We start from the raw sequence: 18,788 nt of genomic DNA on the forward strand, positions 1-18,788 counted from the left end.
TGGTGTGAGAGGTCGGGAAATCACTCAGATTTCCCTCCTACTCGATTATACGGTGATATGGATTTTAAAATACTTTGCTTAATGGGAAAATTCTGTTAGAATAAAAAACATCACGACGGAAGGGAAAAATAGACGATATAATGAAAAAAGCAGTATTTTTTGATATAGACGGTACATTATGGGATTTTAAGATGAATATACCGGAAAGCACAAAAGAAGCATTGAAAGAACTAAGAAAAAACGGGCATTATGCCTTCCTGTGCAGTGGAAGAAGCAGATCCAATATCAAAAGTCCCAAATTACTGGCACTCGGGTTTGATGGCATTGTGGCAGCATGCGGCACACATATTGAATTCGAGGGAGAAAAGTTATTTGAACTTTTACTGACCAACGAACAAATCAAACATATTCTTACAGTACTTAGAAAATACCAGATACCAATGGTACTAGAGGGACCAAATTATATTTATGTGGATGAAAAAGACTTCAAGGATGATCCATATGTCATTTATCTGAGAAATGAGCTTGGGGAAAACCTAAAAAGTATTACCGGAATTGCACAATATGAGGTAAATAAGCTGAGTGCGGAACTTGGAAATGCAGATGTAGAACTTGTCAGGAAAGAACTGGGAACGGAGTTTGATATGATCGTCCATGAGCCGGATGGAATATTAGAGATCGGGCAGGCGGGGCATTCCAAGGCAAGTGGCATTGAGCGTCTCTGTGCGTTTCTTGGAATCGCAAAAGAAGATACTTATGCATTCGGGGATAGTGCTAATGATGTGGAAATGCTTGAATTTGTGGCACATGGGATTGCCATGGGAAATGGTACGGATGTGGCAAAGAATGCGGCAGAATTTATTACCACAGATATCCATAAAGATGGGATCTGGAACGGACTGAAACATTATGGGCTGATCTGAATAAAAGACAGGGGGAAAAATATGGCAAATATCATGGATTATATGGACTGGCGCGGAGATTTATCGTTTGAGGCAGATGAATTTAATGAAGTTGATAATCTGATTTTAGCGCAGCTTGCATATGTTGATTTTGAGGGGATCGTTACAGCAGAGGAAAATGCGCCGGCTGTACCGCTTAAGGAGGCATCCGGACAATTTTGGGAAAAGAATGATAAAGACGAAATCTTGGCACGGGTATCCATGACGAAATCGGCCCCGTTTGTTATGGAGAAAATGGCGGAAACAAAACGTTTTTCGGATGTAAAACTACGCTGCTATGTCAATGAGATACGGGATGAGGAACAGTTTCAGTTTTCGGCGGTCTGTGTGGAACTGCCGGATGACAGCCTGTATGTGGCATTTCGCGGAACAGACAACACGATCACGGGCTGGCGGGAAGATTTTAATATGGGTTATCTGTCAGAAACGCCGGGACAGCTCCGGGCAGTGGAATATTTGAACCGTGCAGTGACAGACAAAAAGCAGAGGGTGCGTGTCGGCGGCCATTCAAAGGGTGGAAATTTTGCCGTGTATGCCTCCGTAAAATGTGATCCGCAGATCCAGAACCAGATTTTAAATGTGTACAGCAATGATGGTCCGGGATTCCGGAGCGATATGGTGGAAAGCACAGAGTACCAGCGCATGCTGCCGAAGCTGCACACGATCCTGCCGGAATCTTCCATTGTCGGAATGCTCTTAGAACATCAGGAGTCGTTTGAAGTTGTCAAGAGCTCAAACAGCGGGATCCAGCAGCACGATGCCATGTCATGGGAGGTACTCGGAAGATTTTTTGAACATGTGGATCAGGTTGCGGCGCAGAGCCTGTTGTTGGATGAAACGATAAAATCATGGATTTACCAGTTAGACGGGGAAGAGAGAGCACAGATCGTGGAGACGGCATTTGATATGATCGAAAAAGTCGGGATCCGTACGGTAGATGATTTTTACCACAGTAAATGGAAGAAAATACAGGAACTGATGAAAGAAACCAGTAAACTTTCACCGGAGCGGCAGAAACTGTTTTCAAGAGCCTTAAAACTGCTTTGGATGGAAGGAAATAAAGCAATGAAGGAGACAGTAAAACAGACCGTAAAACGCACGGTAAAACAGTCTCCGCTGAAAAAATAAAAAAAGTATAAAATCACAGAAAATGAGTGAACTTATAAAAAAACGAGAAAAAGAGAGAAAAAATAAGAAAATATTGGAATAAATAATTATAAATAGAAATATATTTGGTTGCAGATTCAAATATAAAAATCTATTATATGAACCATAAGTTAGCACTCAAAAGAAATGAGTGCTAATAACTACTCAAAAGAAATAAAACAGATGATCATAAGCAGGAGGTAAGCAACATGAAATTAGTTCCATTAAGCGACAGAGTCGTATTAAAACAGTGTGAGGCAGAGGAAACCACAAAATCAGGTATCATCCTTACAAGCAGTGCACAGGAAAAACCACAGGAGGCAGAGGTTATTGCCGTAGGTCCTGGTGGAATGGTTGATGGAAAAGAAGTTACCATGCAGGTAAAAGCCGGACAGAAGGTAATTTATTCAAAATACGCAGGAACAGAAGTAAAATTAGACGGAGAAGAATACATTATCGTAAAACAAAATGATATTCTTGCAGTCGTAGAATAAATAATTGTTCAATGTAAAACAGATTTTTATCATTAATAAATTTCAGAAAGAGGTAGACAGATATGGCAAAGGAAATTAAATATGGCACAGAAGCAAGAGCAGCATTAGGTGCAGGTGTAGATAAACTGGCAAATACCGTAAGAGTAACATTAGGACCGAAAGGAAGAAACGTAGTACTTGACAAATCCTATGGTGCTCCGCTGATCACAAATGATGGTGTTACGATCGCAAAAGAGATCGAGTTAGAAGATGCATTCGAGAACATGGGTGCACAGCTTGTAAAAGAAGTTGCAACAAAGACAAACGATGTTGCAGGTGATGGTACCACAACAGCAACTGTTTTAGCACAGGCAATGGTACAGGAAGGTATGAAGAACCTTGAGGCAGGTGCTAACCCGATCATCCTCCGCCGTGGTATGAAGAAAGCAACAGACAAAGCAGTAGAAGCAATTCTTGCAATGTCCTCAAAAGTAAATGGCAAAGACCAGATCGCAAAAGTAGCTGCAATCTCTGCAGGAGATGAGAATGTTGGTAACATGGTTGCTGATGCAATGGAAAAAGTTTCCAACGATGGTGTTATCACGATCGAGGAATCTAAGACAATGCAGACAGAGCTTGATTTAGTAGAAGGTATGCAGTTTGACCGTGGTTATGTATCTGCTTACATGTGCACAGATATGGATAAAATGGAAGCAGTATTAGACGATCCATATATCCTGATCACAGATAAGAAGATCAGCAACATTCAGGAGATCCTTCCTCTGTTAGAGCAGATCGTACAGAGCGGTGCAAGATTACTTATCATCGCTGAGGATATCGAGGGTGAGGCACTTACCACTTTGATCGTCAACAAACTGCGTGGTACATTCAATGTAGTAGCTGTCAAAGCACCTGGCTATGGTGACAGAAGAAAAGCAATGCTTGAAGATATCGCAATCTTAACAGGTGGTCAGGTGATCAGCTCTGATCTTGGTCTGGAATTAAAAGACACAACTATGGATCAGTTAGGCCGTGCAAAATCTGTAAAAGTCCAGAAAGAGAACACAGTGATCGTTGACGGTGCTGGTGACAAAGATGCGATCGCAAGCAGAGTAAACCAGATCCGTGGACAGATCGAGGAGACAACATCTGAGTTTGATAAAGAAAAATTACAGGAGAGACTTGCAAAATTAGCAGGTGGCGTTGCAGTTATCCGTGTCGGTGCAGCAACTGAGACAGAGATGAAAGAAGCAAAACTTCGTATGGAAGATGCTTTAAACGCAACAAGAGCAGCAGTCGAAGAAGGTATCATCGCAGGTGGCGGTTCTGCATATATCCATGCAACCAAAGCTGTTGCTGAGTTAGCTGACACCTTAGAGGGTGATGAGAAGACTGGTGCAAAAGTTATCTTAAAAGCTCTGGAAGCTCCATTATACTATATCTCTGCAAATGCAGGACTTGAGGGCGCTGTTATCATCAATAAGGTAAAAGAGTCTAAAGACGGTATCGGATTCAATGCAGCAACCGAAGAGTATGTAGATATGGTTGAGAACGGTATTCTTGACCCGGTTAAAGTTACAAGAACAGCATTACAGAACGCAACTTCTGTTGCATCTACACTGCTTACAACAGAGTCTGTTGTTGCTAATATCAAAGAAGATGCTCCGGCAGTTCCGGCAGGCAACCCTGGCATGGGAATGATGTAATAACAGGTCTCTAAGAGAAAAAACAATAGATTGTATGGCTTTGTGATACAATCTGTTGTAATAAATAAGAATGTGAAAAACACAGCAGATTGTAAAGATCTGCTGTGTTTTTTAAATTCATAGGAAATTACGCATCTCGCGGAGAAGAAGTTAGCTGTAAACAGCACCGCTCGAGCGCGAAAGAGTCGCAAGCGACTCTTTGTTCTAGGAAAATGCGTTGAAAATTGTGCTGAAAATAAGATTTTATATTTTGATGAATTACAAAAACAAATGCCGGTGAACAGATTTGTCTGACCGGATATTTACCGGAGCAGGCAGGCAAGCAGTCTGTCATTATCCTCTGGATTCATGATACAGAGCCGGATGTACTTGTTATCCAGAAATGGGAATGTGGAGCAGTCACGGATCATCATTTTTTCACGGATCGCACGGTCAAATAGATCCTGGGAAGTAAGGTCATCTTTTAAAATGCGTACCAGCATGAAATTGCCGCTTGGTTCATATACTTTAAAATCAGGGCTTTTCTGGAATGTCTGATAAATTCTTGCACGCTCTGAAGAGATCAGGTCTTTGGTAGCTTTGATGTATGCAGTGTCACGGAACATCGTCTCTCCGGCAACGACAGCCAGGGAATTGATCGTCCATGGATTTTTTCTGGTATTGATAGATTTGATCAGATCACGGTTGCCTGTGATCGCATAGCCGAGGCGGAGTCCCGGTGCCGCGAAAAATTTTGAGGTGCCACGTAAAATGACAATATTGTTATAATAGTTTGTCAGTGGCACAGCGGAGATATCAGCCATATTATCGGCAAATTCCACATAAGTTTCATCCACCATGACATAAATGTCATGTTCCTTGCATGCATCTAAGATGTGACGCATTTCTGTTCTTGTAATGCAGGATGATGTAGGGTTGTTCGGGTTACATATAACGATCAGATCAATGCTTTCGTTCAGATGAGAGATAAAATCATCAACATCTAAACGGAAATTATCCTTTTCGCGAAGCGGATAATAGAGTGTCGTACCTCCGCCAAGAGAGATCTCACGTTCGTATTCGGAATAAGTAGGACCGATGACCATTGCCTTTTTCGGGTGCTCAATCTGTATAAAAAGAGAGATCAGTTCTGTGGAACCGTTACCTACGATGACGTTTTCATATTCTGTACCGCAGTATTCTGCGATGCATTTACGAAGAGATGTATATTCCCTGTCAGGATATGTCGTGATCACATCGATCTGCTCGGAAAGAGCGGTACGAAGAAGCGGTGATACGCCAAGCGGGTTAACATTTGCAGAAAAACTGACGATCTCTTCTTTTCTGATGCCGTAGATCTGCTCTATTTTTTCTAAATCACTTCCGTGAAAATGGTCTTTGTGTTTTATCATTGCGAACTCCTCCAAATTGGTTTATAATCTATTATAATGATTGTCATTGAAAAAGCAAGCAATTAAAAGAGAAAAAGCGGGTGTCGATTTGCGAAGACGGATACAACAACTGGCAAGGGGAAAATTCGAACACTTAAAGCCATCTCTTTCAATTTCTGTGGATAAAATTGACATTACTGCAATGGAAGGAAATGATGTTTCGGGGGATTTTGTGATCACAAGCACAAATCATGTGCCGATGCGTGGAATCGTATATTCTTCCAATCCGAGGATGGAATGTCTGACACCACAGTTTGAAGGGGAAGAAATAAGGATTCGTTACCAATTTCATAGTTATGGTCTGGTTGAAGGTGATATTCAAAAAGGAGAGTTCTGTATTGTAGTAGAACAGGGTGAATATAACCTTTCTTTTGTTGTGTCTGTTTCTAAATTGTATGCGGAATCTTCTGTCGGGAAAATAAAAAATTTATCCGATTTTGCCAGACTGTCAGAAAATGATTTTGAAGAGGCATTTCATCTGTTTTATTCTGGAAAATTTAAAAATATATTTCATCCTGGTGAAAAAAGAGAAATGCTTTTGTATGAGGGATTGTCAAAAGGAACTCCCTCCGGTCAAAAGGTAGAAGAGTTTTTGATCGGTATTCATAAAAAGAAGCGTACAGAGGTTTTACTAAAAGAGAGCAATGCTGTATTTTATCAGGTACATGAAAACAGACTGGAAACTTTTCAGATAAACAGAAGCCAGCACGGTTATCTTGAAATCAGAGTCAGTTCAGATGCAGGTTTTTTAGCCTTGAAGAAGCCAAGGGTTACCGATGAGATGTTCGTGGGGAGCGTCTGCGATGTAGAATATTACATTGTGGCAGAAAAAATGCATGCCGGAAAGAATTTTGGAAAGATATGTCTGGAAGTGCCGGGACAGGAAACGTTAATTTATCATGTATGTGCCACATCAAAGCCGGAAAATGCTACAGAAAATGAACCTGTTTTTTTAGATATCCAGAAATCCAGAGCAAAATTAATGCAGCTTTATCTGGAATACCGCCTGAAGCGGATCGTGACAGGCGTATGGGCGAACCAGTCGGGAGTTATTTTAGACCATTTATCTACTTTGTGTAAGGATGAAAAAATATATGGACTGATGAAAGCACAGGCACTGATCATCAATCGCCAGAGACAGGAGGCATCCTGGATTTTAGATGATTTTAAACGGACATGTGAGGATCATACAAGCCCGGAATGGGGATATTATCTTTATCTGTGCACACTGATGGAACGGGAGCCGTCTTACGTAGATCGTCTGACGATAGAGGTGGAGCAGATTTTTAAAATGCATCCGGATGATTCAATGCTGTTCTGGGTGCTGTTATTTTTAAAAGAAGAGTATTATCAGAAACCGGCAGAAAGGTTAGAAGCAGTCCGGGACTGGATGCGTTATGATAACAGTCCGTATTTTTATCTGGAGGCATATTATCTGATCTGGCAGGACCCTTATTTACTGACAAAACTTGGAACATTTGAAACACGCATATTATACTGGACTGCAAAATGGGGTGTTATGACAAGGGATATTGCAATACAGGTAACGGGTCTTGTCGCAGGGAAAAAGGAGTATCATCCGTTTCTATACCGTATTTTAGAAGCATGTTATGAGGTAAAACCAGATGATGAAATGTTGACGACGGTGTTGGGATATCTGATCCGCAGCCAGTGCTTTGGTGCAAAATATCATCACTGGTATGAGCTTGGAATAGAACGAGAGATTCGTATTACAAGCCTGTATGAAGCATATCTTTTATCACTGGATGGAAGAAAACTTGAGCGTGTACCGAAGATGATTCAGATGTATTTTCAGTATGACAGTGGATTGTCCTGGCAGCAGAAGGCGGTTTTATTTGTCAATATTATTGCGGCAAAAAAAATACAGCCTGATGTATATCAGAAGTATCTGCCGATCATAGAACGCTTTGCGATGGAGCAGCTTGAGGCAGGTCATGTAGATGATAATCTGGCTGTGATTTATGATGAGATGTTTGCACAGGGTATCATAAATGCGGATATTGCACATTGGGCATCTGAAATTCTTTTTACACATAAGGTGATCTGCACAGATTCACGTGCCGCAAAGATAGAAGTTTATGAATACGCATGCAACAATGCAGATAATAAGGAAGCCGTGATCCGGAACGGAGCAGCATATTTTACCGTACATACAAAGGATTACTGCCTGATCATGGAAGATATTTATGGCAATCGTTTTTGCGGGGATATTGGTTATTACGAAGAGCCGTTGATGGACATTGACGGCTGTGTAAAGAAGTGTATGGAGTTTGCACAGGAAGAATTGCCTTATATTCTTTATTCCATGCAGCAGAAGGGCGGAGAAGAAGTTGATGACCCGGATTTTCCGGGTGTGTGGGCTGTTTTGAAATCACCGTTGGTAAGTGACCGCTATAAAAGAGATGTTGCAGAACAGGTTATATCATTTTATCGGAAAAGAAAGTATGAGGCAGGATGCCTGACTGGTCTGGATCATAAACTCTTATCAACAGCTTCGCGTCGTATGCTGATGCAGTATCTGACAGAAGAACATTTGTATGAAACAGCGTATCGAATGGCAGAAGAATGTGGATATGAGCATATGGATACGGCAGCATGTGTCTCTTTATGCAGTTATGCGATCCATACAGCAGGTTTTGAGGAAGATGATTTTCTGCTTGGATTTGCAGAGTACGTATTTTACAGGGGCATCTATAATGATGTAATTCTTATTTATCTCTGCAAATATTATAATGGCGCAACAAAGACCATGGCGGAAATCTGGAAAGCAGCCGGCGAGTTTGATATAGATACGTTTGATCTTGAGGAGCGTATTTTAAGTCAGATGCTTTATTCGACTGACTATATTGCGGATGTGGAAGATATCTATGAAAGTTATGTAAAAGGCGGGGGACGGGAACTGATCTGCATGGCATATTTATCTTATTTTGCAGATGCATGGCTGGTGCGGGATATGGTGGTACCTGAGTATGTGTTTGAACAGATTTTTGTACGCTATCAGGAAGGTAATCCGCTGAACGATGCATGTAAACTGGGGCTGCTGAAATATTTTTCGGAGAAAGAACACTTATCAGATGTAATGTACCGGGCGTCTGATGAGTTGTTGGAAGAGTACACATCACAGAACCGTTACTTTGATTTTTTTCTGGAGTTTGAGAAAAAATTGCGTTTGAAATATCATTTGTATGATAAAGCATTTGTAGAATATCATACAGATCCGGGACGAAAGATTATGATTCATTTTAGTCTGGATGGGGAGCATTATGAGCAATCGCTGCTAAATGAGGTTTATGATGGTATTTTTGTCAAAGAATTTATTTTGTTTTTTGGCGAATCTGTACTTTATTATATGACAGAGCAGGAAAAGACAGAGGAGAAGATAACGGAAAGTGCATGTTTAAATTGCAGAAATGTACCGGATGAAGAAAGTCATGGACGATATGAGATGTTAAATGATATGCTGATGCATCATGCGATGGGAGAACGCGATGCGCAAAAGAGAGAAATGAAACAATACTATGGAATGCAGATGGTAACAAAAGAGGTATTTCATATTTTATAAGTAAGAGGGAGAAAAGTGGAAAAAATGCCGTATTATCTGGGCATTGATCTTGATAATGACAATGCTGTGATAAGTTACTTCCAATTGAATATGAGAGAACCGGAGACGGTCAGTACGGTAGCAGGCAGTGAGGTGTACCAGATTCCTTTGATGCTGGCAAAAAAACATGGAATTGGTCAGTGGTTTGTTGGTGAAGAGGCGAAGCGTCTCGCACTTTTGCAGGGGGAGGAAGCAGTGTCCGGACTGCTTCATGCAGCCCTTTCGGGACAGGAATTTTTCGTGGAGGGAGAAACTTATAAAGCAGAAGAACTGCTGGCGCTTTACATAAAAAAACTGATATATCTGGCAGGAAAACTGGGGAATCCCGTGACACCTGATTTTTTGGTTATCACGCTTGAGCAGTTGTCAAGGGAGGTGACTGAACTCTTTATCCGTGTGGCAGAGCGGATTGGAATACACGATGGAAGACTGACACTCATTGACAGGAGAGAGAGCTTTTATTATTTTGCCTTCAGTCAGCAAAAAGAATTATGGCTGCATGATGTGTATCTGTTTGATAACCGTGGAGACGAAGTATGGTGCAGAAGACTTGAACGTGATCAAAGGACTATGCCACAGCTTGTCACGATCAGTGAGGAACAGCGCAATATAGACAGAGCAGGCAAGGATGCCAGCTTTTTGAAAGTTGTAACAGAAGCCGTATCGGGACATATTGTTTCAGCGGTATATCTGACTGGAGATGGTTTTGATGGTGAATGGATGAAAGAGTCTCTTTCTTTCTTATGTAAAGGCCGTCGGGTCTTTATGGGGAAAAATCTATATTCCAAGGGAGCGTGTTATGCAGCGGCAAGAAAGTGTATGAAAACAGAAAACAGCTGGCAGTTTGTCTATATGGGCGATAACGAGATGAAAGTAAACGTCAGCCTAAAAGTGCAAAGACAGGGGAAAACGGAGCTTTTGACACTAATCAATGCAGGGGATAACTGGTATGAGACAGTTGGAGAATGTGAGGTATTGCTGGATGGATCAAATGAGATCGATTTCTGGCTGCAGCTGCCAAACAGTAAGGAGGCGCAGATTGAAAAACTTACACTTGCGGATCTGCCAAAGCGGCCTCCGCGTACAACGCGTCTCCGTATCAAAGCACAGCCGGTTTCTGATATGGAAGTAAAGATTAAGATCAAAGATCTGGGGTTTGGAGAAATCTTTAAGAGCTCGGACAAAACGTGGGAATATATGATGTCACTGGGAGCAGTGAAATAGATGAAAGAGAGGCAGGAAAGACGAATGGGCGATTTGATCTTATGTAACCAGCAGTTGGCGGCGATGCCTTATTATATTGAAAATGTATCGTTAAATGTTTATTCGTTGGATGAACTGTGTTATTATATCAAAAATAATACCTGTCTTTTGGATGCGGATTTCATGGACGACGAATTGTGTGACTGGGTGGAACATGAGCTGGGGCTGCCGGAGGTGGCAGAGAACCTTAGACATATTAAGGATGGAGGGGGGGTTTTATCAGAATTTACCGGCTGCCTGATGTCTGCGTGTGGTTATTGCACACCAGAGGAACAAAAGCAGATCAGAAATACACTTCAGGATATGGAGCATAAATCGGCATTTGAATGCGGAAAAATCAAAGCTGACCGTTATCTTGAAAATCAAAAATACATAAACAGTATTACGGAGTACAGAAAGCTCTTGCAGTCGGAAGAGAATGAAAAGCCCCAGATGGTTGGTGCCGTGTGGCATAATCTTGGCACAGCATATGCAAGGCTGTTTTTATTTGAACAGGCAGCTGACTGCTATGCAAGGGCGTACGAAAAAAACGACGATGAAGAATCTTTGCGGGAGTGTCTGATGGCATGCCGTTGCAATCATGATGAGCGGGCGTTTGGACGCATGGTGGAATATTTTAAAATAACATCTGAGAAAGCAAAAGAAATTGCAGATGAATTGAGCAGATGCAGCAGAAGTGATGCGATATGTCAGTTTGAAACAATGCTTGATGAGTGGGATGCCGGGGATGAAAAGGTATGGGAGATGCAGCTTGAGGAATGGAAAAAACAGTACAGGAAGGATTGTATGGTATAAATGAAATTTTTTAACAGATGGAAGAAACGTAGTTTTGAAGAAAAAATGGATGATTTAAACCAGACTGTGCTGACGGAAAACAACATAAAAAATCCGAAACAGGTGGAACAATATGTTGTAGAGCGATTAGAACAGATGATCGATATCACACAGGAAATCGAGGAGGAAAAGTCAGAGTATCGCACAGTCACATCTTATCTTAACGACATTCAGAAATTAGAGGATCTTCCGGAGCCTGAAAAGAAAAAAATTGCAGATGTGGCACAGAATGTTGTGCAGTTAAACAGCGCGAGAAATTCGTTCCTGAATTCAGAAAAAAAACTGACTGATGCGCAGTTTGCGCAGCTTGAGCAGGAAGAGAAAGCCATGCCGGAAGCAATCAAGCGTCTCAGCTCGAATGAACTTTATCAGGATACTATAAAAAAAGATATGAAATACCTTGAAAGAGAAAAATCAAGGTGGCTGTTACACCGTGAATATCTGATGCATCAGCAGAAAAGTTTAAAAAATTTATTATATATCATTCTTGCGGTCGTGGCAGCAGTGGCAGTAACACTTATCACGTTACAGTTTGGATTTAAGGTTGATACATATTATGCATGGATGATACTGATTTTTGTTATGGCAGTGGCAGTTTGTGCAGATTATCTGAAGATGCTGCACAATGATTCTGAAATAAAATTAGCGGAACGAAGTGCAAACAAGGCAATTCTGTTACTTAATAAGGTGAAGTTTAAGTATGTCAATATCACAAATGCGATTGATTATGCCTGTGAGAAATATCATGTAAGAAGAGCTTCGGAATTGAATCAGCTGTGGCAGTATTATATGGATGCAGTGCGCGAACGTGAAAAATATCAGCGCACAAATGAAGATCTTGAATATTTTAACAGCAGACTGGTACGTGCCTTAAACCAGTATCAGCTATATGATGCACAGGTGTGGATCACACAGGCAGCTGCGCTGATCGATCCAAAGGAAATGGTAGAAGTTAAGCACGGACTGATTCTGCGCAGACAGAAATTAAGAGACAGGATTGAGTATAATGTCACAGAAATGAAAAACCAAAGGGAGGAAGCGTTAAAACTTTCTGTAAAAGCCGGAAATATGAAACCTCAGATTGATGAGATCATCAATGCGATTGACCGGTTGATGGAGACAATGTAGGTTTAGAACTGCGTGCAACATGTCTGTATAAGACGTGCTGCACGCAGTTTTTTGTCAGTTTGCTCTGTTATTTTCCACATCCCGGATCAAATTCCGGATTGCACATATAAAAGTTTTTGCTGTCGAGTTCTTCCAAAACAAGACGTAGACCCTCACCAAAACGCTGGAAGTGGACAATTTCCCGCTGGCGCAGAAAACGGATCGGTTCACAGACTTCCGGGTCTTTTACGAGACGTAAAATGTTATCGTAGGTAGTACGGGCTTTCTGTTCTGCAGCCATATCTTCAAACAGATCAGTGATCGCATCCCCTTTGCTTTGAAATTCACATGCATTAAACGGGATACCACCTGCCGCCTGCGGCCAGATTCCGGCAGTGTGGTCAACATAGTAAGGAGCAAAACCAGCGGATTCAAGTTCTTCCGCACTTAAACCTCTGGTAAGCTGCCGGACGATAGCAGCAATCATTTCAAGGTGGGCTAATTCTTCCGTTCCAATATCTGTCAGCAGCCCTGCTACCTTATTATAGGGCATGCTATATCTCTGCGAAAGGTAACGGAATGATGCAGCAGCCTCTCCATCTGGTCCTCCATACTGACTGATGATGATCTGTGCGATTTTGGCATTGGGTCTTGTAATGTTGACTGGGAACTGTAAACGCTTTTCATAGTTCCACATTTAACAGTCACCTCCTTCCCAAGGCCAGGGATCTGATGCCCAGCACCAGTAATTATCCGGATTTGCAGTGTCGATGGTAAGCGGTGTGTAATTTTGTGCGTATGCGCGCAGCGCTGTGCGCCGCAGATCAGCATAATGATTGAAATATTTTAAAGCATTTTCATCATCTGGATGAGTGTCAAGATATTCTGTGATTTCCACGACTGCAAAGCTGACCATGTCGATCCAGTGAAGAAGCTGTGATTGATTCATCTGACTGATCATCATCGGCATCTACCTCCTTTTGCAGCTAAAAATGGTTTATCCAGTTCTGGAAAGATTGTTCCTGCACTAAGTGCACGATCCGGTTCGTAAACAGAAGAAAATTGCTGCCAGGGAACATAGGCCATGGCGAGTACATGATCTGAATCGCAACTGGGATTCCCTGAAGGGGAGATACATTCCATGCAAGGCATAGATTCTGCATTTGGTGCAGAAGAAACAGGTGAACGTCCGCAGGAACGACCTGCATTCCCGGACATATGATAAGGTCTCATAATTGTTCTATTCCTTTTATCGTTAATTTTATAGTAAGATATGTAGAAAAGAAGATTTTTGTGCACGTATGAACATGATGTAAAAAAATAACTGAATATAGTCAAAAAAGCCTGCTTTTATATCGAAAAAAGCAAAAACGTGATTGATAAATATGTAAAAAGCCTGTAAAATAGATAAGTGATGTAGTGATAAGACGGCATAATACGAGAAAGGGGAATTAGAATGAAAAAAAGAATCGTTGCAGGAATGCTGTTTACGACAATCTTGTGTATGGCGTTCGGAGGCTGTGGAAATACGGCAGATCAGAAAAGTACAAACAGTGATGGCGCTGTGGAGTCAGTAGTACCGGGGGCAGAAGCATCTACAGAAATTGCTTTTGGAGATACGGAAGCGGATAACGGAGTGGTACAGCTGAAAGTCTGGTCAGAGGAAGATAATTTTGATATGTTAAACCAGATGATAGACAGTTTTAAACAGAAATATGCCGGGGAGGCAAAGCTTGAGATAACATTGGAGCAGAATGCAGATTCTGATACAAAGGATGTCTTATTAGGAGATATTCATAATGGTGCAGATGTTTTCTCGTTTGCGGATGACCAGCTTTCTGCAATGGTTGCAGCAGGTGCGTTATATCCGGTGCCAAATGCAGATGAGGTAAAAAATGCAAATTTAGAGGAGGCAGTTTCAGCTGCATCTATTAATGATACATTGTATGCTTATCCGATGACGGCAGATAATGGATATTTCCTTTATTATGATAAAAATGTTCTTTCTGATACAGATGTTCAGACGATGGATGGAATATTAGCAGCGCTGGATGCTGCCGGTAAATCGTTTTCCATGGAGTTAAATTCTGGATGGTATCTGTATTCGTTTTTTGGAAACACAGGTTTAGAGTTTGGTATCAATGATGATGGTGTGACAAACTATTGTAACTGGAATTCAACGGATGGAGCGATTAAGGGAATTGATGTAGCACAGTCTATTTTAAATATTACAACCAACCCGGCATTTATCAGTCAGCCGGATGGCGATTTTGTTACCGGAGTACAGAATGGTACAATCGGTGCCGGAATCAGTGGTGTATGGAATGCTGTTTCCATTAAAGAGGCTTGGGGAGACGACTATGGTGCAGTAAAGCTTCCGACCTATACAGTAGCAGGACAGCAGATACAGATGTCATCCTTTACCGGATATAAAATGATGGGTGTGAATACGTATTCAAAATATCCGGAATGGGCTGCAAAATTAGCAGACTGGCTTACAAACGAGGAAAACCAGACCATTCGTTTTGAAGAGAGAAATCAGGGACCGTCTAATACCAATGCGGCAGCGTCGGATGCTGTAAAACAGGTACCGGCAATCCAGGCTGTTATTGCACAGTCTGAGTTTGGTAAACTGCAGCGTGTTGGAAACAGTTACTGGGATGCATGTTCTGCATTTGGTGATACGATGGCAGCAGGCAATCCATCCGGACAGGATCTTCAGGAAATTATGGATATACTTGTTGATGGTATCACGGCATCCACGGCTAAATAAGTAACAGGAGGACAAATCACATTATGAAAAAACAGGGACGTTTCAGCACAAAAATGATCATACTGATTCCAGTGTTTGTTCTTGGAATTGTGTCCATTATTTCGAGTATTCTGGCAGTAAGGAATATCCGTAAAGTCAATGCAAATGCAACACAGATCGCAAATGGCTATATGGTCTGTATCGCAGATTTAGGGTCGATTCAGAAAGAAACGGAAAAAATTCACCGTCTTGGATTATCACATATTGTTGCAACAGATCTTGATTCCATGATTTCTCTTGTAGATGTCATCCGCTCAGAACAAACGGTGCTTGATGGATATCTGTCAGATTTTGAACAGTTTATAGATGATTCGGATCGTGAAAATTATGAAGCGATATTGTCAAATTATGATGGGTTAAAATATGAGATCGCAAATCTTATGGCATATAGTGCAAATGGAAATAAAGAGGCTGCCTATGCCTTGGCAAACGGCGCGATTTCAGAGTATGCAGACAAGATTGATCAGAATATCACGGCAATTCAGGAAATAGTAAATAACAATGCGGACACAGCAAAAACGCAGTTGACGGCTGTATATAATTATTCACTGACTGTTAGTTTTATTACCATTGCGGTAAGTATAGCATCTCTGCTGGTTGCAGTATTTTCCGTATTAAAGATGGTAATTGTACCTCTTTCTAAAACACAGAAAGAGATTACCGGAATCATTGACGGTATTGATAAACGGGAAGGTGACCTGACTAAACGTGTGACAATCATGTCGAACCAGGAAGTGGCAGCAGTCGGCAGTGGCATTAACCTTTTCATGGGAAAATTACAGGATATTTTTAAGACGATCATTCATAATTCAAAACGTATGGAAACGGTAGTCAATGAAGTCCGTGAAAGTGTTATGACATCAAACAGCAGTGTGTCTGATCTGTCTGCATTAACGGAGGAACTTTCAGCTACCATGCAGGAGATGTCAGATAATGCTTCTTTGATCAATTCCAATACGGAATCTGTTGCGGGAGAGGTAAATCAGATTGCGGAGCGTACAACTGAGATTAATAATTATACGAAGGAAATGAAAGGTCATGCGGATTCCATGGAATCTGCTGCGCGTTCTAATATGGAATCTACCGGCACGAAAGTCAATGAGATTCTTGAGGTGTTAAACAGGGCGATTGAGGACAGTAACAGTGTAAATCAGGTAAATAGCCTGACGGATGATATTTTGAATATTGCAAGCCAGACAAACCTGCTTGCATTAAATGCATCTATTGAAGCAGCCAGAGCAGGGGATGCAGGACGCGGTTTTGCTGTTGTTGCAACAGAGATCAGTCAGCTTGCAGCTGCCAGTCAGGAAGCTGCAAACCGTATCCAGCAGATCAACAGTGTTGTAACTCAGGCAGTGCATAATTTAGCAGACAATGCAAATGGACTGGTACAATATATGAACGAGTCGATTCTTCCAGAGTTTGAAGAATTTGTAACGGCCGGAAGTGAGTATAAAAACAAGGCAACCTACATAGAGAATGCCATGAATGAATTCGAATCAAAGACGGATTCATTAAAGAACACAATGATTGAGATACAGAAATCGATCAATACGATTGCACATGCCATCGAGGAGGGGGCAAAAGGTGTCAGCAATGCGGCAGACAGTACACAGGTACTTGTTACAGATATGGAGAATATCTCAAGCCGTATGGATGAGAACTTTGAAATTGCAACCGATTTAAAGAAAGAAACGGCGATATTTACAAAACTATAATGCTGGCATTGCACCTGAAGGGAAAATGTTTTAAGTATGCAGAGACAGGAGAACGATCCTGTCTCTGCTTTTTACCGTTATATTTCGATTTGTGAACTTGTCAGCAGGGAAAAATTGTTATATAATGACGTGTACGGCATTTGAAATTTGAAAATCTTTTCCGGATCATAAAGATGGAAAATGAGAATACAGGAGGAAAATAAAAAATGAGCAAAGTAAGAACAAGATTTGCACCAAGTCCGACAGGAAGAATGCATGTGGGAAATCTGCGTTCTGCATTATATGAATTTTTGATCGCAAAACATGCAGGCGGCGACTTTATGCTTCGTATCGAGGATACGGATCAGGAGCGCTTTGTAGAAGGTGCAGTTGATATTATATATCATACCTTAGAGGAGACAGGCTTAGTACATGATGAGGGACCAGATAAAGATGGCGGTTATGGTCCATACGTACAGAGTGAGCGTATGAAGACCGGTATCTATATGAAATATGCAAAAGAACTGGTCGAAAAAGGCGAGGCATATTACTGCTTCTGTGATAAGGAGCGTTTAGAGTCTTTAAAAACAGAGGTGGATGGTAAAGAGATCATGATGTATGATAAACACTGCCTGCATCTGAGCAAAGAAGAAGTAGAAGCAAATCTTGCTGCTGGCAAACCATTTGTAATCCGTCAGAATATTCCAAATGAAGGAACAACAACATTTCATGATGAACTGTACGGAGATATTACGGTAGATAATGCTGAGCTTGACGATATGATCCTGATCAAATCTGACGGATATCCAACCTATAATTTTGCAAACGTGGTTGACGATCATACCATGAACATCACACATGTGGTACGTGGAAATGAGTATCTTTCCTCTTCGCCAAAATATCAGCGTCTGTATGATGCATTTGGCTGGGAATCACCGGTTTACATCCATCTGCCGCTGATCACGGATGAAAACCACAAGAAACTTTCTAAGAGAAGCGGACATTCTTCTTTTGAAGATTTGTTAGAGCAGGGATTTTTAAGTGAAGCAGTTGTAAACTATATCTCACTGCTTGGCTGGAGTCCGGAAGATAACAGAGAAATTTTTACCTTAGATGAGCTGATCAAAGAATTTGATTACCACAGAATCAGCAAATCACCGGCGGTTTTTGATTATACAAAATTAAAATGGATGAATGGTGAATACATCAAAGCTATGGATTTTGACAGCTTCTATGAAAAAGCAGAGCCATATATCCGCGAGGTGATTACAAAGGATCTTGATTTAAAGAAAATTGCAGCAATGGTAAAGACCAGAATCGAGGTATTCCCGGATATCAAAGAGCATATTGATTTCTTTGAGGCGCTTCCGGAATATGATGTGGCAATGTACACGCACAAGAAGATGAAAACAAACGCAGAAACATCTTTAAAGGTATTAAAGGATGTACTTCCACTGTTAGAAGCACAGGAAGATTACAGCAATGACGCATTGTATGCAACATTATTGAAATATGTGGAAGAGACTGGCGTGAAGAATGGCTATGTAATGTGGCCGATCCGTACCGCTGTTTCCGGTAAGCAGATGACGCCGGGTGGTGCAACAGAACTGATGGAAGTGCTTGGAAAAGAAGAATCCATCGCGCGCATCAAAAAGGGTATTGAATTGTTAGAACAGTAAGATTTTTTGACAGGCAGGGAGATTTTAAATTTCCCTGCCGTTTCAAATCTATGAATT

The 18,788-nt window shown here is 41.3% G+C and carries 15 protein-coding genes; 11 read left to right on the forward strand and 4 right to left on the reverse strand.

Annotation, left to right across the window (positions count from 1 at the left end; translation table 11 throughout):
• Window positions 1–140: 140 nt before the first annotated feature.
• The 4 genes from DXA60_RS12630 (at window position 141) to groL (ending at window position 4,287) form a co-directional block, all read left to right on the forward strand.
• The gene (locus DXA60_RS12630; protein ID WP_117921725.1) at window positions 141–923 is read left to right on the forward strand and encodes a Cof-type HAD-IIB family hydrolase; all 783 of its coding nucleotides are present in this window, start codon (window positions 141–143) and stop codon (window positions 921–923) included.
• A 21-nt stretch (window positions 924–944) separates the two neighbouring features.
• Entirely contained in the window at window positions 945–2,090 is a 1,146-nt protein-coding gene (locus DXA60_RS12635) for a DUF2974 domain-containing protein (protein ID WP_117921727.1), read from the forward strand.
• 227 nt (window positions 2,091–2,317) lie between these two features.
• Window positions 2,318–2,602 carry a co-chaperone GroES gene (gene groES, locus DXA60_RS12640; protein ID WP_006857823.1) on the forward strand — a complete coding sequence of 95 codons (285 nt, stop codon included), beginning with the start codon at window positions 2,318–2,320 and terminating at the stop codon, window positions 2,600–2,602.
• A gap of 62 nt (window positions 2,603–2,664) precedes the next feature.
• A complete protein-coding gene (groL, locus tag DXA60_RS12645; protein ID WP_117921728.1) occupies window positions 2,665–4,287 on the forward strand; it encodes a chaperonin GroEL in 1,623 nt (540 codons plus the stop codon).
• Window positions 4,288–4,589: 302 nt separating this feature from the next.
• Here the strand turns inward: groL and DXA60_RS12650 are convergent, their stop codons facing one another.
• Complete coding sequence (locus DXA60_RS12650; protein ID WP_117921730.1) at window positions 4,590–5,678, reverse strand: pyridoxal phosphate-dependent aminotransferase; 1,089 nt, start codon at window positions 5,676–5,678, stop codon at window positions 4,590–4,592.
• Between the two features lie 88 nt (window positions 5,679–5,766).
• Here DXA60_RS12650 and DXA60_RS12655 point away from each other — a divergent pair, with 88 nt between their 5' ends.
• The 4 genes from DXA60_RS12655 to DXA60_RS12670 are packed head-to-tail and all read left to right on the forward strand — an operon-like array spanning window position 5,767 to window position 12,564.
• Entirely contained in the window at window positions 5,767–9,300 is a 3,534-nt protein-coding gene (locus DXA60_RS12655) for a DUF5717 family protein (RefSeq protein ID WP_243006877.1), read from the forward strand.
• 24 nt (window positions 9,301–9,324) lie between these two features.
• Window positions 9,325–10,563 carry a DUF5716 family protein gene (locus DXA60_RS12660; RefSeq protein ID WP_117921732.1) on the forward strand — a complete coding sequence of 413 codons (1,239 nt, stop codon included), beginning with the start codon at window positions 9,325–9,327 and terminating at the stop codon, window positions 10,561–10,563.
• Window positions 10,564–11,397: a hypothetical protein gene (locus DXA60_RS12665; protein WP_243006878.1), complete on the forward strand. Its 834-nt coding sequence runs from the start codon at window positions 10,564–10,566 to the stop codon at window positions 11,395–11,397.
• Window positions 11,398–12,564 carry a hypothetical protein gene (locus DXA60_RS12670; protein WP_117921734.1) on the forward strand — a complete coding sequence of 389 codons (1,167 nt, stop codon included), beginning with the start codon at window positions 11,398–11,400 and terminating at the stop codon, window positions 12,562–12,564. It begins immediately after the preceding gene.
• A gap of 67 nt (window positions 12,565–12,631) precedes the next feature.
• On the opposite strand, the gene DXA60_RS12675 is transcribed toward DXA60_RS12670, so the two are convergent.
• The 3 genes from DXA60_RS12675 to DXA60_RS19585 are packed head-to-tail and all read right to left on the reverse strand — an operon-like array spanning window position 12,632 to window position 13,776.
• A complete protein-coding gene (locus DXA60_RS12675) occupies window positions 12,632–13,240 on the reverse strand; it encodes a manganese catalase family protein (protein ID WP_117921736.1) in 609 nt (202 codons plus the stop codon).
• Window positions 13,241–13,513, reverse strand: coding sequence for a spore coat protein CotJB (locus DXA60_RS12680; protein WP_117921738.1), 273 nt, complete (start codon window positions 13,511–13,513; stop codon window positions 13,241–13,243).
• Window positions 13,504–13,776: a spore coat associated protein CotJA gene (locus tag DXA60_RS19585; RefSeq protein WP_330418424.1), complete on the reverse strand. Its 273-nt coding sequence runs from the start codon at window positions 13,774–13,776 to the stop codon at window positions 13,504–13,506. Before DXA60_RS19585 ends, DXA60_RS12680 begins: the two co-directional genes overlap by 10 nt.
• Before the next feature lie 223 nt (window positions 13,777–13,999).
• Between DXA60_RS19585 and DXA60_RS12690 the strand changes: the two genes are divergently transcribed.
• From DXA60_RS12690 to gltX, 3 genes are all read left to right on the forward strand, one after another.
• Complete coding sequence (locus DXA60_RS12690) at window positions 14,000–15,316, forward strand: extracellular solute-binding protein (protein ID WP_117921742.1); 1,317 nt, start codon at window positions 14,000–14,002, stop codon at window positions 15,314–15,316.
• Window positions 15,317–15,339: 23 nt separating this feature from the next.
• A complete protein-coding gene (locus DXA60_RS12695; RefSeq protein ID WP_117921744.1) occupies window positions 15,340–17,073 on the forward strand; it encodes a methyl-accepting chemotaxis protein in 1,734 nt (577 codons plus the stop codon).
• Window positions 17,074–17,279: 206 nt separating this feature from the next.
• Window positions 17,280–18,731 carry a glutamate--tRNA ligase gene (gltX, locus tag DXA60_RS12700; protein ID WP_015520425.1) on the forward strand — a complete coding sequence of 484 codons (1,452 nt, stop codon included), beginning with the start codon at window positions 17,280–17,282 and terminating at the stop codon, window positions 18,729–18,731.
• The last annotated feature ends 57 nt before the right edge of the window (window positions 18,732–18,788 follow it).

Source organism: Roseburia sp. OF03-24 (assembly GCF_003463035.1).
Lineage (GTDB): Bacteria > Bacillota > Clostridia > Lachnospirales > Lachnospiraceae > Roseburia > Roseburia rectibacter.

Bases quoted from the DNA above. Each gene is read 5' to 3' on its own strand.
- DXA60_RS12630 (WP_117921725.1), top strand. From the start codon at position 141: ATGAAAAAAGCAGTATTTTTTGATATAGACGGTACATTATGGGATTTT.
- DXA60_RS12635 (WP_117921727.1), top strand. From the start codon at position 945: ATGGCAAATATCATGGATTATATGGACTGGCGCGGAGATTTATCGTTT.
- groES (WP_006857823.1), top strand. From the start codon at position 2,318: ATGAAATTAGTTCCATTAAGCGACAGAGTCGTATTAAAACAGTGTGAG.
- groL (WP_117921728.1), top strand. From the start codon at position 2,665: ATGGCAAAGGAAATTAAATATGGCACAGAAGCAAGAGCAGCATTAGGT.
- DXA60_RS12650 (WP_117921730.1), bottom strand. From the start codon at position 5,678: ATGATAAAACACAAAGACCATTTTCACGGAAGTGATTTAGAAAAAATA.
- DXA60_RS12660 (WP_117921732.1), top strand. From the start codon at position 9,325: ATGCCGTATTATCTGGGCATTGATCTTGATAATGACAATGCTGTGATA.
- DXA60_RS12665 (WP_243006878.1), top strand. From the start codon at position 10,564: ATGAAAGAGAGGCAGGAAAGACGAATGGGCGATTTGATCTTATGTAAC.
- DXA60_RS12670 (WP_117921734.1), top strand. From the start codon at position 11,398: ATGAAATTTTTTAACAGATGGAAGAAACGTAGTTTTGAAGAAAAAATG.
- DXA60_RS12675 (WP_117921736.1), bottom strand. From the start codon at position 13,240: ATGTGGAACTATGAAAAGCGTTTACAGTTCCCAGTCAACATTACAAGA.
- DXA60_RS12680 (WP_117921738.1), bottom strand. From the start codon at position 13,513: ATGCCGATGATGATCAGTCAGATGAATCAATCACAGCTTCTTCACTGG.
- DXA60_RS19585 (WP_330418424.1), bottom strand. From the start codon at position 13,776: ATGAGACCTTATCATATGTCCGGGAATGCAGGTCGTTCCTGCGGACGT.
- DXA60_RS12690 (WP_117921742.1), top strand. From the start codon at position 14,000: ATGAAAAAAAGAATCGTTGCAGGAATGCTGTTTACGACAATCTTGTGT.
- DXA60_RS12695 (WP_117921744.1), top strand. From the start codon at position 15,340: ATGAAAAAACAGGGACGTTTCAGCACAAAAATGATCATACTGATTCCA.
- gltX (WP_015520425.1), top strand. From the start codon at position 17,280: ATGAGCAAAGTAAGAACAAGATTTGCACCAAGTCCGACAGGAAGAATG.